The following is a 15233-nucleotide window of genomic DNA, read 5'->3' on the forward strand; positions in this document are numbered from 1 at the left end:
ATCCGCTGGAAGTGATCACTGATGCTCACCGGACTCTTCTCCGCCGCCCTGGCCGACCCGGGGCTGGCCCGGGCGCGTGACCTGGCGCGCTCCGGTGCCGCGCAGGTCGACGGGCTCGACCTCACCGCCCCCGCCGCGTTGCGCCCGTTCGCGGTGGCAGCGGTCGCCGCCGACGAGCCGGCCGGCGGCGCGGGCCGTCCCGTGCTCGCGGTCACCGCCACCACCCGGGAGGCCGACGACCTGGCCTCCGCGCTGGGCAGCCTGCTGCCGCCGGAGCAGGTGGCGGTCTTCCCGTCCTGGGAGACGCTGCCGCACGAGCGCCTGTCGCCCCGCTCCGACACGGTCGGGCGGCGCCTCGCCGTGCTGCGCCGCCTCGCCCACCCGGAGGCCGCCGACGCGCACGGCCGCACCGGGCCGCTGCGGGTCGTGGTCGCGCCGGTCCGGTCGCTGCTCCAGCCGCAGCTCAAGGGCCTCGGCGACCTGGAACCCGTCCAGCTCGCCGCCGGTGACGAGGCCGACCTGGAAGAGGTCGCCCGCCGGCTCACCGACATGGCGTACGCCCGGGTCGACCTGGTCACCAAGCGCGGCGAGTTCGCCGTACGCGGCGGCATCCTGGACGTCTTCCCGCCCACCGACGAGCACCCGTCCCGGGTCGAGTTCTGGGGCGACGAGGTGGAGGAGATCCGCACGTTCGCGGTCGCCGACCAGCGCACCATCGAGGGCGTCGCGCAGATGTGGGCGCCGCCGTGCCGCGAGCTGCTGCTCACCCCGGACGTGCGGGAGCGGGCCGCCGCGCTCGCAGCCGAGCACCCCGAGCTGGCCGAGATCCTGGACAAGCTCGCCGAGGGCATCCCGGTGGAGGGCATGGAGTCCCTCGCGCCGGTGCTGATCGGCGCCGACGCGCTGGAACTGCTCGTCGACTGCATGCCGGCCGGCACCCACGTACTCCTCTGCGACCCCGAGCGCATCCGCACCCGCGCGCACGACCTGGTCCGTACCTCGGAGGAGTTCCTCCAGGCCAGCTGGGCCGCAGCCGCCGTCGGCGGCCAGGCCCCGGTCGACCTCGGCGCCGCCGCCTTCAAGACCCTGGCCGAGGTACGCACGGCAGCCCGCGCCCTGCGCCAGCCCTGGTGGACGCTCGCGCCGTTCGGCCTGGTCGAGGCGGACGCGGCACCGGCCCGGCAGCCCTGGGAGGACGCGCCGGCCGAGGTCGACGTCACCCCCGACGACGCCATCGCGGTGAGCCTGGCCGCCCAGCCGGCCCCGCTCTACCACGGCGAGACGGCCCGGGTGGTCGAGGACCTGAAGCGCTGGGCCGGCGAGGGCTGGTCGATCGCGCTGGTCTTCGAGGGGCACGGCCCCGCCCAGCGGGCCGTCGAGGTGCTCCGCGACGCCGGTCTCGGCGCCCGGCTCACCGAGGAGGTGCCCACCGCGCCCGCACCGGGCGAGCTGCTCGTGTCGTGCGGCTGCCTGACCGCCGGCTTCGTCGACGAGGCGTCGAAGTTCGTGCTGCTCACCGGCAACGACGTCACCGGCGGCCGGGGCACCTCCACCCGCGACATGCGCAAGATGCCCAGCCGGCGGCGCAACACCATCGACCCGCTGGAGCTGAAGGCCGGCGACTTCGTGGTGCACGAGCAGCACGGCATCGGCCGGTACGTCGAGCTGGTGCAGCGCACGGTCAACGGCGCCAGCCGCGAATACCTGGTCATCGAGTACGCGCCGAGCAAGCGCGGCCAGCCCGGCGACCGCCTCTTCGTCCCGACCGACCAGCTCGATCAGCTCTCCCGCTACGTCGGCGGCGAGCAGCCCACGCTGCACAAGATGGGCGGCTCGGACTGGCAGAAGTCCAAGGCGCGGGCGCGCAAGGCGGTCCGCGAGATCGCCGCGCAGCTCATCCAGCTCTACGCCGCGCGCAAGGCGTCCAAGGGGCACAACTTCGCCCCCGACACCCCGTGGCAGCGGGAGCTGGAGGACGCCTTCCCCTGGCAGGAGACGCCGGACCAGCTGGCCGCCATCGAGGAGGTCAAGCGGGACATGGAACAAACCGTCCCGATGGACCGGCTGATCTGCGGCGACGTCGGCTACGGCAAGACCGAGATCGCGGTACGGGCGGCGTTCAAGGCGGTGCAGGACGGCAAGCAGGTGGCGGTGCTGGTGCCGACCACGCTGCTGGTGCAGCAGCACTACAATACGTTCGCCGAGCGGATGAGCCAGTTCCCCGTCTCGATCCGGCAGCTGTCCCGGTTCCAGACGCCGAAGGAGACCGAGCAGACGCTGGAGATGGTCGCCGCCGGCACCGTCGACATCGTCATCGGCACCCACCGGCTGCTCCAGGCGTCCACCCGGTTCAAGCAGTTGGGCCTTGTGATCATCGACGAGGAGCAGCGGTTCGGCGTCGAGCACAAGGAGCACCTGAAGACGCTGCGCGCCTCGGTCGACGTGCTCGCCATGTCGGCCACCCCGATCCCGCGCACGCTGGAGATGGCGATCACCGGCATCCGGGAGATGTCCACCATCGCCACCCCGCCGGAGGAGCGGCACCCGGTGCTCACGTTCGTCGGCGCGTACGACGACCGGCAGGTGGCCGCCTCCATCCACCGCGAGCTGCTCCGCGACGGTCAGGTCTTCTACCTGCACAACCGGGTCGAGTCGATCGAGAAGACGGCCCGCAAGTTGCGGGAGCTGGTGCCGGAGGCCCGGGTCGCGGTGGCGCACGGCCAGATGGGCGAGGAGGCGCTGGAGAAGGTGATGGTCGGCTTCTGGGAGAAGGAGTTCGACGTCCTGGTCTGCACCACCATCGTCGAGTCCGGCATCGACATCCCGAACGCCAACACGCTCATCGTGGAGCGGGCCGACCTGCTCGGCCTGGCCCAGCTGCACCAGATCCGCGGCCGGGTCGGCCGGGGCCGCGAGCGGGCGTACGCGTACTTCCTCTACCCGCCGGAGAAGCCGCTCACCGAGAACGCGCACGAGCGGCTGGCCACCATCGCCCAGCACACCGAACTCGGCGCGGGCATGTACGTGGCGATGAAGGACCTGGAGATCCGCGGCGCCGGCAATTTGCTCGGCGGCGAGCAGTCCGGCCACATCGAGGGCGTCGGCTTCGACCTGTACGTCCGGATGGTCGGCGAGGCGGTGTCCGCGTTCAAGGGCGAGAGCACCGAGGAGGAGACGGAGGTCAAGGTCGACCTGCCGATCGACGCGCACCTGCCGCACGACTACGTCGGAGTGGAGCGGCTGCGCCTGGAGATGTACCGCAAGCTCGCCGAGGCCCGCGACGCCGAGCGGCTGCGCGAGGTGGTCGCCGAGATGACCGACAGGTACGGCGAGCCGCCCGCGCCGGTGCAGAACCTGGTCGCGGTGGCACGGTTCCGGCTGCTGGCCCGCCGCTACGGGCTCACCGACGTGTCGATGCAGGGCAAGCACATCCGGTTCGGCCCGCTGCCGCTGCCCGACTCGAAGCAGATGCGGCTCAAGCGCTACCACCCGGACTCGGTCTACAAGCAGGCGCTCGACCAGGTCAGCGTGCCCCGGCCCAGCACCCGGCGGATCGGCGGCGAGCCGCTGCGCGACCAGGCGTTGCTGGAGTGGTGCGAGCAGCTCCTGGCGGATGTCCTGGGCAAGCCCGAGGAGCTGGCTCGTGCGGTCCCGGCGGGTGCGCGATGAGGTGGGTGGAGTCACAGGCCGGTACGGGGCGTGAGAGAGTGAGCCACATGCGTGCACGTCGTTCCCTCGTCGCCGTCAGCGTCGCGGCCCTTGCCGCGCTCTCTCTCGCCGCCTGTGGCCGGTCCGCCCCGGACGTCGCCGCCTACGTCGGAGACACCCGTTACTCCGTCGAGCGGGTCGATGCGATCTACGACGACGCGCAGCGGCAGTACGCGGACGCCGTCCGGAACCAGGCGCCGCAGACGCCCTCGCCGGAGGAGCTGCGGTCCCCGGTGACCCGGCAGGACGTGCTGAACCTGCTCGTCGCGCTCGACCTCGGCAAGCGCGTCGCGGCCGAGAAGGGCCTCCAGGTCACCGACGAGGTGTCCCCGGAGCAGCTTCAGCAGCCGCTGCGGATGCCGGCGACCACCGAGTACACGAAGCTGTGGGGCGAGTGGGTGGACCTCTCCGCCACCCTCCAGCAGAGCCTGCCCCCGGCCGACCTCAGCGACGAGTCCCTGATGGCCGTCTACCGCGCCATCGAGAAGACCGGGGCGATCCAGCCGGGCCTGACCGTCGACCAGGTCCGGCAGGCGTTCGGCGAGGCCGGGTTCGTGCGCAGCGCCACCGCGCTCAGCAACGCGCTGCAGCAGCAGGCCGAGAAGGTGGACGTCAGCGTCAACCCCCGGTTCGGCGTGAGCGCCGTGCCGTCGCTCGTCAACACCGGCCAGTCGCTCGTCTTCTACTCGCTGCCCTACGTCAGCCAGGACGGCCCGGTCACCGACATCTCGACGCCGGAGGCACCGGCCGGTGGTTCGCCGGCTCCCGGAACCGCATGACCGCCCGCATCGTCCTGCTCGTCACCTCACCCCGGCTGCCCGCCGGCCTGCTGACCTCGGCCGCCTGGGACGCCGTACGCTCCGCGCCGGTCCTCGCCGGTGCGGAGAGCGAGCTGACCCGGGCGGTCCGGACGGCCGGCGCCGAGGTGAGCGTGGTGACCGAGGGCGCGACCCAGGCGCTGCTCGACGCCGCCGCCACGCACGGCGGGGCGGTGTGGCTGGCCGGCCCGGCCGGCGACGAGACGCTGGCCCGTGAGCTGGGGCTGCGGCTGGCCCGCGAGCCCGGGCTGGCCGAGCTGGAACTGATGTACGGCTCGTGGGACCCACCCGGCGCCCGGCTGCTCGACGCGGTCGAGGTGATGGACCGGCTGGCCTCCCCGGGCGGAGACCCGTGGAAGCGGGCGCAGACCCACCGCAGCCTGGCCGGGTTCCTGCTGGAGGAGTGCTACGAGGCGTACGACGCGATCAGCGCCGACGACACCGACGCGCTCCGCGAGGAACTGGGCGACGTGTTGCTCCAGGTGCTGCTGCACGCCCGGCTGGCCGAGGACCTACCGGACGGCAAGAGCTGGACCGTCGACGACGTGGCCGGAACGCTCGTCGACAAGATGGTGCGGCGCAACCCGCACGTGTTCTCCGGCGAGCCGGCCGGCTCGATCGAGGAGATCGAGGCGAACTGGGAACGGATCAAGCGGGCCGAGAAGACCCGCGAATCGGTGCTGGACGGCATCGCGCTGAGCCAGCCCGCGCTCGCGCTGGCCGCGAAGATCCTGGACCGCGCCGGTCGGGTCGGCCTCGCTGTACCGCCCCCGCTGGCCGAGTCGCAGGTGGACCCGGAAGCGCGGCTGGGGGCGAGCCTGCTGGCAACTGTCGCCGCCGCCCGGCAGGCCGGCATCGACCCGGAGGCCGCCCTGCGTCGTGCCACCTTGGCGTACGCCGAGGCGGTCCGAGCCGCCGAACGCCCCACCTGACCCCGCCCACCCCTCCCGCCCTCCCGCCCTCCCGCCCCGCGATCTTGCACTTGCGGCCCACTGGGCATCGCAAATGTCCCTTCCGTCCGGGCAGGAAGTGCAAGATCGCGGAGGGCTGCCGGGTCGGGTTGCGTGGTGGCGGGACAGGCTGATGGGGGTTGAGTCGAGCCCTCTCGCTTCCCGAGACTCGTAGACCGCATCTCAAGATCTGCCCAGCCACCCGGCGGGCCGTGTCGGTGATCAAGGAGTTTGGGGTCGCGGCGGGCACCACTGGGGACGCGAACTCCTTGATCAACGCGGAGGGTGGCCCGGCGGGCGGGAGCTGGGTCGGGAAAGGGGTCGGGGGTGATCGGTAGGGTGCCGGGTATGGAGTCGTTCGTACCGCTGGCGGAGCGGATCGTGGAGGCGTTGCTGGAGAGCCGGCCCGGGCTGGCCACCTCCGCCGGGGACCACCGCTACGACGACCGGCTGCCCGATCTGTCCGCGGACGCGCTCGCCGCCGATCAGGCGATGCTGAAGGACGCGGCGGACGCGCTCGCCGAGATCGACCCGGACGCGCTCGACGTGGCGGAGAGCGTCGACCACGCGCTGCTCACCAGCATGATCGACAGAGGGCTGTTCGAGGCCACCGAGATCCGCGCCCACGAGTGGGATCCGCTGCGCCACAATCCGGGGCCGCTGCTGCACGCCCTGCTGGCCCGTCCCTTCGCCCCCGCCGAGGAGCGCCTGACCAGCCTCGCCGGGCGCCTGTCGGCCGTACCCGATGCGCTTGCGACAGCGCGCGCGACGCTGCGGGACATGCCGCGCATCCACGCGGAGACGGCGGTCGGGCAGTTCACCGGCACGGCGGCGCTGATCCGCGACGAGGTGCCGGCGTTGCTCGCCCAGGCGCCGGCGCTGCGTGACCGGGTCGGCCCGGCGGCCACGGAGGCGATCGCCGCGCTGGAGGAGTTCGTGGCGTGGCTGCGGCAGGGTCTGGCGGCCGACGCGGGCCCGGGGCGTGACCCGCGGCTGGGCCGGCGGCGCTGGGAGGCGCGGCTGTGGCACACGCTCGACACCGAGCTGAGCGCCGCCGAGGTGCAGCGCCGCGCCTGGGCCAACCTGGAACGGGTCACCGAGGAGATCCGCGCGGCGGCCGTCGAGCTGGTCGGTGGCCCGGCCGACGACGAGACGGTACGCCGGGCGCTGGACCTGCTGGCCGCCGAGCACCCGGACGACGCCACCATCGTCGACCTCGCCTCGGTGACGCTGGACGAGGCGAGTGACTTCGTGCGCCACCACGACCTGGTCAGCATGGTCGGTGACCCGTGTGTCATCCAGGAGATGCCGGAGTTCGCGCGGGGTGTGGCGGTCGCCTACTGCGATTCGCCGGGGCCGCTGGAGACGGCCGACGTGCCGACGTTCTACTGCATCGCGCCCACCCCGGCGGACTGGCCGGCGCAGCGGGTCGAGTCGTTCTACCGGGAATACAACGACCACATGATCCGCAACCTGACCGTGCACGAGGCGATGCCCGGCCACTTCCTCCAGCTCGCGCACGCCCGCCGCTACGACGGGCCGACGCGGGTACGCGCGCTCACCGAGTCGGGCGTGTTCATCGAGGGCTGGGCGGTCTACACCGAGGAGCTGATGGCCGGGCTCGGCTTCGGCGGGCTGCCGGTGCGGTTGCAGCAGCTCAAGATGCAGTTGCGGATGACCATCAACGCGCTGCTGGACCAGCTCGTGCACTGCGACGACCTGCCCGAGGCCGAGGCGATGGCGCTGATGACCGGGCGCGGCTTCCAGGAGGAGGGGGAGGCGGCCGGCAAGTGGCGGCGGGCGCTGCTCACCTCCACGCAGCTGTCGACGTACTTCGTCGGCTACAGCGAGATGGCCGACATCGCCGCCGCCCGTCCGGACGGCGTGCCGGTGCGCGACTGGCACGACGCCATGCTGGCGTACGACTGCCCGCCGCCGCGCCACCTGCGCACCCTGCTGGGGGTGTGAGGGCTCACCGGCGGGCGGCGACCGCGTCGATCAGCCAGCGCGACAGGGAGTACGCGGGCGGCAGCTCGGCGGGCAGCGCGTCGACCGGGAACCAGCGCGCCTCGGTCAGCTCCGTGCCGTCGGCCACCGGTTCTGCGGCCGGGTCGGTCACCTCGGCGGTGAACCCGGCGAGCAGTGTGCCCGGTCCGGTCAGCGCCCACGGCTGGCTGTCCACGTACGTGGGGCGGCGCAGGGTCAGGCCGACCTCCTCGGCGACCTCGCGGTGCACCGCCGCCTCCAGCGACTCGCCGGCCTCGACGAACCCGGCGACGAGCGCCCACAAACCGGTCGGGCCGTGCGCGTGCCGGACCAGCAGGAGTTCGCCCGCTGCGCCGGCCGGGCCGGGGCGGGTGATCGCGGTCAGCACCGCTACGGACAGCGGCACGAACACGGTCAGCCCGCAGTCCGGGCAGCGCCGCGCGGTCTCGCCCGGCACGTCGGACAGTTCGGCCCGGCACGCCCCGCACCACCTGTGCGTACGCCGCCAGGTGACCACGGCGAGCGCCCGTCCGGCCAGGTCGGCGTGGGGTGCGGGCAGTTCGGCGGCGAGGCCGCGCCAGCCGCGCCACCGGCCGGGCAGCGACTCGGGGTCGGTGACCTCGGCCGCCCATGCCGGGGTGCCGTCGAGCGTGCCGACGGGTGTCCAGGCGAGGTCGCCGGGCAGCGCGCCGATGCGCAGCGGCTGCGCGGCGTCCGGGCCGGTCAGCAGTTTCCGGCCGGCGACCGGCAGCGCCAGGTCGCCCGGCTGCGGCGGCCGCCCGTGATCGGCGGCGGGCCGGAACCCGGCGCCGTCGGGCGGGGTCACGACGTGGCGGGGCGGCGGTCCACCACGCCCGCGCCGGCCGGCACGGCGAACGCGGCGGCCTCGACGCTCTCGGTGTAGCGGCTCAGCGTCACCTCGGCCGGCTTGCCGTCGATCGTGCCGGAGAAGCTGCCCAGCACGCCTTCGTTCGTCACGCAGGTGCTGAAGCGCTCACCGTCGTGGGTGACGTTCACGCAGGTGGCATGGTGCCCGGCCAGCGTGGTGTCGCTCTGCTCGATGACCGCGTCCGGCGCGAGCGCGGCCTCGGTGAGCAGCCGGATCACCGCGGGCGGGGTGACCAGGCCCTGCTTGCGTGCCTCGTCGTAGACGATCACCGAGGGCTTTCCGGCGGTGAGCACGGGCGGAGACACGGTGCAGGAGGTGCGGGCGGCGGTGCTCGCGCACCGGGTCACCGACTCCTGGGTCACCGTGATCTTGCCGCCGGGCCAGGTGTACGTGGAGCGCAGCGGCTTCCTGGTCTGCGCGATCGAGGCGGTGCGACCGCCGTCGAGCTGGTAGTCGGCGGCCCAGGTCTGCTCCAGCGCCCGGTCCATCCGCGCGGCGAGGTCGTTGACCAGGTCGGCCCGACCGAGCGCGACGCCCGCGTCGTCCAGGGCCTGGCAGCCGGTGACCGAGAGCGACGCGATGACCGAGGCGGCGAGCACGCGGAGAGTCGTCGAGGCGGCAGGCATGATGCCCAGCCTTGTCGATCGACGCAACCTCTCGCAAACCGGTTGCCGGTTGACGACCGGTAATCCGGGAATGTCCGTCTCAGCAAGCGCCTCGGGGGCCGCCCCGAGCGGCGTACGGCGGGGCGGGGACCGATACGCTGCGTTCAACACCTGCCTCAGCCGCACCGTCGCGGCCCATATCGGACCGGAACCACACAAACGAGGAGCGACTCAGTGGCAACCATCGAGGGAATCGTCGCCCGGGAGATCCTGGACTCGCGGGGCAACCCGACGGTCGAGGTCGAGGTCGGGCTCGACGACGGCACGATCGCCCGCGCCGCGGTGCCGTCCGGCGCCTCCACCGGCGCCTTCGAGGCGGTCGAGCTGCGCGACGGTGACAAGGACCGCTACCTGGGCAAGGGTGTCGAGAAGGCCGTCGCCAACATCGAGGACCGGATCGTCGACCAGCTCATCGGCTACGAGGCCAGCGAGCAGCGGCTGATCGACCAGAAGATGATCGACATCGACGGCTCGGACAACAAGGGCGAGCTGGGCGCGAACGCCATCCTCGGCGTCTCCCTGGCCGTGGCCAAGGCCGCCGCGGGCAGCGCCGAGCTGAGCCTGTTCCGCTACCTGGGCGGCCCGAACGCGCACCTGCTCCCGGTGCCGATGATGAACATCCTCAACGGTGGCGCGCACGCCGACTCGAACGTCGACATCCAGGAGTTCATGATCGCGCCGATCGGCGCGCCGACGTTCCGGGACGCGCTGCGCTCGGGCGCCGAGGTCTACCACGCGCTGAAGTCGGTGCTGAAGAAGAAGGACCTGTCGACCGGCCTGGGTGACGAGGGCGGCTTCGCCCCGAACCTGCCCACCAACGCCGCCGCGCTGGACCTGATCGCCGAGGCGGTGGAGAAGGCCGGCTACCGGCTCGGCACCGACATCGTCTTCGCGCTCGACGTGGCCGCCACCGAGTTCTTCGACAACGGCACGTACACGTTCGAGGGCACCGCGAAGAGCGCCGAGGAGATGAGCAACTACTACACCAAGCTCGCCGGCGACTACCCGATCGTGTCGATCGAGGACCCGCTGGCCGAGGACGACTGGAGCGGCTGGGCCACCCTGACCGCCGCGCTCGGCGACCGGATCCAGATCGTCGGCGACGACCTGTTCGTGACCAACCCGCAGCGCATCGCCCGGGGCATCGCGGAGCGGGCCGCCAACGCGGTGCTCGTCAAGGTCAACCAGATCGGCTCGCTCACCGAGACGCTGGACGCCGTCGACCTGGCTCACCGGGCCGGCTTCAAGTGCATGATGAGCCACCGTTCCGGCGAGACCGAGGACACCACCATCGCGGACCTGGCCGTCGCCACCGGCTGCGGGCAGATCAAGACCGGCGCCCCGGCCCGCTCGGACCGGGTGGCCAAGTACAACCAGCTCCTGCGGATCGAGGAGGAGCTGGCCGACGCGGCGCGGTACGCCGGCGCCGGCGCGTTCCCGCGTTACCGTTCGGCCTGAGCGAGCGCTCCGGGGGAGGGGTGTGACGATGCAGCAGCGCCGCACACCGGGTGGCCAGCGGCCCGCCCGTCGGCCGGGTCAGCCCGGCCGGACGGGCGGCGCCCGGGTCCGGTCCACGGCCCGCGACAACGGCGTCCGCGCGGAGACGCGCGCCGCCGGCCGGTCACCCGGCGCGTCCCGGGCCAGCGACGGCGTACGCTCCGCGAGCCGCCCCGCCGCGGCCCGGCGTACCGCTGCCGGTGGTCCGGTCAAGCGGCTCACCGCACCCCAACCCCGGCGCTTCACCGGGCGCGCCACAGTGCTGTTCGCGGTGCTGATCGCGCTCGCGCTGGCGTACACCTATCCGGTCCGGGTCTACCTGGACCAGCAGGCGGACATCGAGCGGATGGAGGCCGCGCAGGCCGCCCAGCGGGCCGAGATCGAGCGGCTCACCGCCGAGGCGGCCAAGTGGAAAGACCCGGAGTACGTCAAGACGCAGGCCCGGGAGCGGTTCTTCATGGGCAAGCCGGGCGAGACGCTGCTGGTGGTGCTCTCCGACCCGGAGGGCGCGGCCAAGGACGCCGGCAAGGACGCGAAGCCGGGGGCGCCGACCGCGCCGGAGCCCTGGTACGACACCCTGTGGTCGAGCGTGCGGGCGGCGAACGCCGAGCGCCAGGACAAGTGAGCTTTGATTCGAGAGGCACAACCTTGAGCGTCGTACCACCGCAGGAGCCGGCGGCGGACTCCGTACCCCCGCCGGAACGCCAGCCGGCCACCGAGGCCGACCTGGCCGCGGTGGCCGCGCAGCTCGGACGCCCGCCGCGCGGCACCCGTGCGGTGGCCCACAGGTGCCCGTGCGGCCTGCCCGACGTGGTGGAGACGACGCCCCGGCTGGCCGACGGCACGCCGTTCCCGACGCTGTTCTACCTGACCTGCCCGCGTGCCACGGCGGCGTGCAGCCGGCTGGAGTCGGCCGGGCTGATGAAGGAGATGGCCGAGCGGCTCGCCGAGGATCCGGAGCTGGCCGCGCGCTACCGGGCGGCGCACGAGGACTACCTGACCCGCCGGGAGGCGATCGGCGAGGTGCCGGAGATCGCCGGCATCTCGGCCGGTGGCATGCCGGGGCGGGTGAAGTGCCTGCACGTGCACCTGGGGCACGCGCTCGCCGCCGGGCCGGGGGTCAACCCGTTCGGCGACGAGACGCTGGCGCTGGTGGAGAAGTGGTGGGCCGCCGGCCCCTGCGTGGACGTGCCGGCGGAGTGAGATGAGCGCCGACCAGATCACTGTGCGCCGGGCCCGCACCGCCGACGTGCGCGGCATCCGGCGGCTGGTGGACACCTACACCGACGACCGGCGGCTGCTCAGCAAGGCGACTGTGACGCTGTATGAGGACGTGCAGGAGTTCCGGGTCGCGGTGACGCCGGACGGCACGGTGGTCGGGTGCGGCGCGCTGCACGTGATGTGGGAGGACCTGGCCGAGATCCGGACGGTGGCGGTCGACCCGTCCTGCCGGGGCCACAAGATCGGGCACCGGATCGTCGGTGAGCTGATCGACTCGGCGCGCGACCTGGGCATCGCCCGGATCTTCGTGCTCACGTTCGAGACCGGCTTCTTCGGCTCGTTCGGCTTCCGCGAGATCGACGGCGCGCCCGTGCCGCAGCCGGTCTACGAGCAGCTCCTGCGCTCGTACGACGAGGGTGTCGCGGAGTTCCTGGACCTGGAACGGGTCAAGCCCAACACCCTGGGCAACTCCCGCATGCTGTTGCGCCTCTGAGCTGCCCCGGGCGGGCTGCCGTAGGGTGGGCGCCGTGAGTGCGCGTGTGGCAGCCATCGACTGCGGGACCAACTCGATCCGACTGCTGATCGCCGACCTGCCCGAGGCGTCGGACGGGGAGGCCGCGCCGCTCGTGGACGTCAGCCGGCGGATGGAGATCGTCCGCCTGGGGCAGGGCGTCGACCAGACCGGCATGCTCGCCCCGGAGGCCATCGAGCGGACCCGGGTGGCGCTCGCCGACTACGCGGCCGAGATCGAGAAGTCCGGTGCCGACCGGGTCCGCATGTGCGCCACGTCGGCCTCCCGGGACGCCTCCAACGCCGCCGACTTCCGGACGATGGTCGAGCGCACGCTCGGCGTACCGCCCGAGGTCGTGACCGGCGACGAGGAGGCACGCCTGTCGTTCACCGGCGCGGTGCGCGGCCTGCCCGCCGACGCCGAACCGCCGTACCTGGTGGTCGACATCGGCGGCGGCTCGACCGAGTTCGTCGTCGGCACCCGCGCCGACGGCGTCCGAGGCGCGATCTCGGTGGACATCGGCTGCGTCCGGATGACCGAACGCCACCTGCACGGCGACCCGCCGACCGCGGCACAGATCGCCGCCGCCGAGGCCGACATCGCCGCCGCCGTCGACCGCGCGCTCGCCGCCGTGCCCGGCCGCGAGGCCGCCACGCTGGTCGGGCTGGCCGGTTCGGTCACCACCGTGGTCGCGCTGGCGCAAGGGCTCCAGGAGTACGACCCGAGCCGCATCCACCACGCCCGCGTCTCGTACGAGCAGGTGGCCGAGGTGACCGCCGACCTGCTCGGCAAGAGCAGTGAGCAGCGGCTGGCGTACCCGGTGATGCACCCGGGGCGGGCCGACGTGATCGGCGCGGGCGCGCTGGTGCTGCGAGTGATCATGGAGCGGGCCGGGATGCCGTCGGTGGTCGCCTCCGAGCACGACATCCTCGACGGCATCGCCTGGAGCCTCGCCTAGCCCTCTGGCCCCTTCCGGCGGTGATCAAGGAGTTTGTGTCCGATCCGGACGCCTCCGGGGCCGCCAACTCCTTGGTCAACAAGAAGGGGCGGGCGGCGTCAGTCCGTCGCCAGGTCGGGGCGGTGTTCCCTGATCCACTTCTCGACGTCGGACTTCCGCCAGACCTTGCCCATCGCCAGCACGGCGATCGGCTCCGGGAAGTTGCGCTGGTTGGCGATCACGGATGCGCGCTGACGCGACACGTTGCCGAGCATCGCCCGGATCTCCGACACGCCCACCAGCTCCACACGTTGACGATGGCAGCGTCGACGTCGCCGAACAGCGACAACTACGGAGGCTATTGACACTGACAATAGAAGGCGACACGATCGGGGGATGAGCATGGGGAACTGTTCTCCCGTACCCGATCGCGGTCGCCGGGTCGTGCGGCCGCACGTCCCGATGCGGCCGTTGTGGTTGTGCCGGGTGTGCGCGGCCCCCTGGCCGTGCCAGCCGGCCCGCCTGTTGCTGCTGCTCGACTACCGGCGTGACCGCGTCGCCCTGTCGATCCACATGGCCGGCTGCCTGTTCGACGCCACCGCCGACCTGCTGCGCACCAACCCGAACCCGGCCGACCTGTTCGACCGTTTCATCGGATGGACCGCCCGCCTGTAGGTGCTGTGTCGTTGACGGTAGTGCGTATTGCGCACTACTGTGCGGAGCGTGGATACCACGCAGCTCCTCAAGGGCGTGCTCGACCTCGCGGTGCTCGCCGTGCTCAAGGACGAGGACGGGTACGGCTACGACATCCTGCGGCGGCTACGCGAGGCCGGTCTCACCGAGGTCGGCGACGCCTCGGTCTACGGCACGCTGCGCCGGCTGTTCGCGGCCGGTCTGCTCACCACGTACGTGGTGCCGAGCGAGTCCGGGCCGCACCGCAAGTACTACTCGCTCAACGCCGCCGGGCGTGACCAGCTCACCCGCTCCGGCAAGACCTGGCGCTCGTTCGCCACCACCATGGACGCGCTGCTCGACGATCGGGGGATGGCGGCATGACCGTCACGGGGCAGGAGATCACGGACTACGTCGACCGGGTGCGGGCCGCGCTCGCCGACCTGCCACCGGAGGTCCGCGACGAGTTGACCGAGGAACTGCCGGAACACCTCGCCGAGGTCGCCGCCGAGGGCGAGGGCACGCTGGTCGACCGGCTGGGCACCCCCGAGGCGTACGCCGCCGAGCTGCGCGCCGTCGCCGGTGCCCAGCCGAGCCGGCGGCCGGCGCGTTTCCACCGCCTCGCCGAGGCCCGGCGGGAGGCGGCCACCCAGCTGCGTCTGCTCGACCGCCAGCTCGGCCCGGTCTTCGGGCACGAGACGGTGAGCGACTTCCTGCGTCCGCTGCGTCCGGCCTGGTGGCTGGTGCGCGGATGGCTGGCCGCGCTGATCGTGGCGTGGATGGTGGACGGCCGGTCCGGCCTGGTGCCCCGGCTGGACGGCAACAGCTCGACGGGGCTGTTGCTGCTCATCGGCGCGGTCGTCGCGTCGATGTGGTGGGGTCGCCGCTCCGCCGGGATCACCGGGTGGCGGCGGCAACTGCACCAGATCGCCACCGCCGCGCTGCTGCTGTTCTCCTTCGCCGTGCTGGCCCAGGTGGACGAGCGCGCCGACACCGACAGCTACGGCAGTTACGAGCAGACGTCGGTGGACCACAGGTACGACCGGATCGAGGACGTCTTCGTCTACGACCAGCAGGGGCGGCTGATCCGCGACGCGCGGCTCTTCGACCAAAACGGCGTGCCGATCACGCTCGGCTGGCCGAGCTGCATGGCTGACACGGGCGCGGTGCCGGAGATGCGTAACACCTACCCGTACTGCCCCGAGCAGGCCCCGTTCGGCCCACCGCCCTCGCCGTCGATCGCCCCGCCCGCATTCGCGCCCCCCGGCAGCGCCACCCCCACCGGCAGTGCCACCCCCACCGCGCCCACCACCAGCGCTTCCCCGGAACCCACGTCAACTCCCTGAGCGCGCTCGATCCCGCGAGATCTTGGAAGGAAA

Annotated in this window: 15 protein-coding genes; 12 read left to right on the forward strand and 3 right to left on the reverse strand. The window is 72.8% G+C overall.

What is annotated here, in order from left to right; all coding sequences use genetic code 11:
- Positions 1–21 precede the first annotated feature (21 nt).
- The 4 genes from mfd to HA073_RS22630 all read left to right on the forward strand — a co-directional run bounded on the left by mfd (position 22) and on the right by HA073_RS22630 (position 7444).
- On the forward strand, positions 22–3669 hold the full coding sequence (mfd, locus tag HA073_RS22615; RefSeq protein ID WP_166457227.1) for a transcription-repair coupling factor: 3648 nt from the start codon (positions 22–24) through the stop codon (positions 3667–3669).
- A 47-nt stretch (positions 3670–3716) separates the two neighbouring features.
- On the forward strand, positions 3717–4487 hold the full coding sequence (locus HA073_RS22620; RefSeq protein WP_166457228.1) for a SurA N-terminal domain-containing protein: 771 nt from the start codon (positions 3717–3719) through the stop codon (positions 4485–4487).
- Positions 4484–5458: a nucleoside triphosphate pyrophosphohydrolase gene (locus HA073_RS22625; protein ID WP_043326583.1), complete on the forward strand. Its 975-nt coding sequence runs from the start codon at positions 4484–4486 to the stop codon at positions 5456–5458. The genes HA073_RS22620 and HA073_RS22625 overlap by 4 nt, the downstream gene beginning before the upstream one ends.
- Positions 5459–5824: 366 nt before the next feature.
- A complete protein-coding gene (locus HA073_RS22630; protein WP_166457229.1) occupies positions 5825–7444 on the forward strand; it encodes a DUF885 domain-containing protein in 1620 nt (539 codons plus the stop codon).
- Positions 7445–7448: 4 nt separating this feature from the next.
- On the opposite strand, the gene HA073_RS22635 is transcribed toward HA073_RS22630, so the two are convergent.
- Together HA073_RS22635 and HA073_RS22640 are read right to left on the reverse strand one after the other, a co-directional pair.
- Positions 7449–8288 carry an NAD(+) diphosphatase gene (locus tag HA073_RS22635; protein WP_166457230.1) on the reverse strand — a complete coding sequence of 280 codons (840 nt, stop codon included), beginning with the start codon at positions 8286–8288 and terminating at the stop codon, positions 7449–7451.
- A complete protein-coding gene (locus HA073_RS22640; RefSeq protein ID WP_064447679.1) occupies positions 8285–8977 on the reverse strand; it encodes a hypothetical protein in 693 nt (230 codons plus the stop codon). Before HA073_RS22640 ends, HA073_RS22635 begins: the two co-directional genes overlap by 4 nt.
- A gap of 213 nt (positions 8978–9190) precedes the next feature.
- Here HA073_RS22640 and eno point away from each other — a divergent pair, with 213 nt between their 5' ends.
- From eno to HA073_RS22665, 5 genes are read left to right on the forward strand one after another with little or no spacing between them, the layout of a single operon-like run.
- Entirely contained in the window at positions 9191–10474 is a 1284-nt protein-coding gene (eno, locus tag HA073_RS22645; RefSeq protein ID WP_064447680.1) for a phosphopyruvate hydratase, read from the forward strand.
- A gap of 28 nt (positions 10475–10502) precedes the next feature.
- A complete protein-coding gene (locus HA073_RS22650; RefSeq protein ID WP_043330639.1) occupies positions 10503–11138 on the forward strand; it encodes a septum formation initiator family protein in 636 nt (211 codons plus the stop codon).
- Between the two features lie 23 nt (positions 11139–11161).
- The gene (locus tag HA073_RS22655) at positions 11162–11716 is read left to right on the forward strand and encodes a DUF501 domain-containing protein (protein ID WP_064447681.1); all 555 of its coding nucleotides are present in this window, start codon (positions 11162–11164) and stop codon (positions 11714–11716) included.
- 1 nt (position 11717) lies between these two features.
- The gene (locus HA073_RS22660; protein WP_043326570.1) at positions 11718–12227 is read left to right on the forward strand and encodes an amino-acid N-acetyltransferase; all 510 of its coding nucleotides are present in this window, start codon (positions 11718–11720) and stop codon (positions 12225–12227) included.
- Positions 12228–12273: 46 nt separating this feature from the next.
- Entirely contained in the window at positions 12274–13203 is a 930-nt protein-coding gene (locus tag HA073_RS22665) for a Ppx/GppA phosphatase family protein (protein ID WP_166457289.1), read from the forward strand.
- Positions 13204–13301: 98 nt separating this feature from the next.
- Here HA073_RS22665 and HA073_RS22670 read toward each other — a convergent pair whose 3' ends face one another.
- A complete protein-coding gene (locus HA073_RS22670; RefSeq protein WP_176921700.1) occupies positions 13302–13490 on the reverse strand; it encodes a hypothetical protein in 189 nt (62 codons plus the stop codon).
- A gap of 178 nt (positions 13491–13668) precedes the next feature.
- Between HA073_RS22670 and HA073_RS22675 the strand changes: the two genes are divergently transcribed.
- Genes HA073_RS22675 through HA073_RS22685 form a run of 3 tightly spaced genes read left to right on the forward strand, consistent with a single transcriptional unit; the run spans position 13669 to position 15200 of the window.
- Positions 13669–13857, forward strand: a complete 189-nt coding sequence (locus HA073_RS22675) for a hypothetical protein (RefSeq protein WP_370446773.1) — start codon at positions 13669–13671, stop codon at positions 13855–13857.
- 48 nt (positions 13858–13905) lie between these two features.
- Positions 13906–14238 (forward strand): PadR family transcriptional regulator, encoded by a 333-nt coding sequence (locus tag HA073_RS22680; RefSeq protein ID WP_030271259.1) that lies wholly within the window; start codon positions 13906–13908, stop codon positions 14236–14238.
- Positions 14235–15200: a hypothetical protein gene (locus HA073_RS22685; RefSeq protein WP_166457231.1), complete on the forward strand. Its 966-nt coding sequence runs from the start codon at positions 14235–14237 to the stop codon at positions 15198–15200. Before HA073_RS22680 ends, HA073_RS22685 begins: the two co-directional genes overlap by 4 nt.
- The last annotated feature ends 33 nt before the right edge of the window (positions 15201–15233 follow it).

The sequence above is a fragment of the Micromonospora sp. CMU55-4 genome, from assembly GCF_011602315.1.
In the GTDB taxonomy this organism is placed as follows: Bacteria; Actinomycetota; Actinomycetes; order Mycobacteriales; family Micromonosporaceae; genus Micromonospora; species Micromonospora chalcea.

Coding starts and splice junctions, on each gene's coding strand:
- mfd (WP_166457227.1), top strand. CDS start 22: ATGCTCACCGGACTCTTCTCCGCCGCCCTGGCCGACCCGGGGCTGGCC.
- HA073_RS22625 (WP_043326583.1), top strand. CDS start 4,484: ATGACCGCCCGCATCGTCCTGCTCGTCACCTCACCCCGGCTGCCCGCC.
- HA073_RS22630 (WP_166457229.1), top strand. CDS start 5,825: ATGGAGTCGTTCGTACCGCTGGCGGAGCGGATCGTGGAGGCGTTGCTG.
- HA073_RS22640 (WP_064447679.1), bottom strand. CDS start 8,977: ATGCCTGCCGCCTCGACGACTCTCCGCGTGCTCGCCGCCTCGGTCATC.
- HA073_RS22660 (WP_043326570.1), top strand. CDS start 11,718: ATGAGCGCCGACCAGATCACTGTGCGCCGGGCCCGCACCGCCGACGTG.
- HA073_RS22620 (WP_166457228.1), top strand. CDS start 3,717: ATGCGTGCACGTCGTTCCCTCGTCGCCGTCAGCGTCGCGGCCCTTGCC.
- HA073_RS22650 (WP_043330639.1), top strand. CDS start 10,503: ATGCAGCAGCGCCGCACACCGGGTGGCCAGCGGCCCGCCCGTCGGCCG.
- HA073_RS22685 (WP_166457231.1), top strand. CDS start 14,235: ATGACCGTCACGGGGCAGGAGATCACGGACTACGTCGACCGGGTGCGG.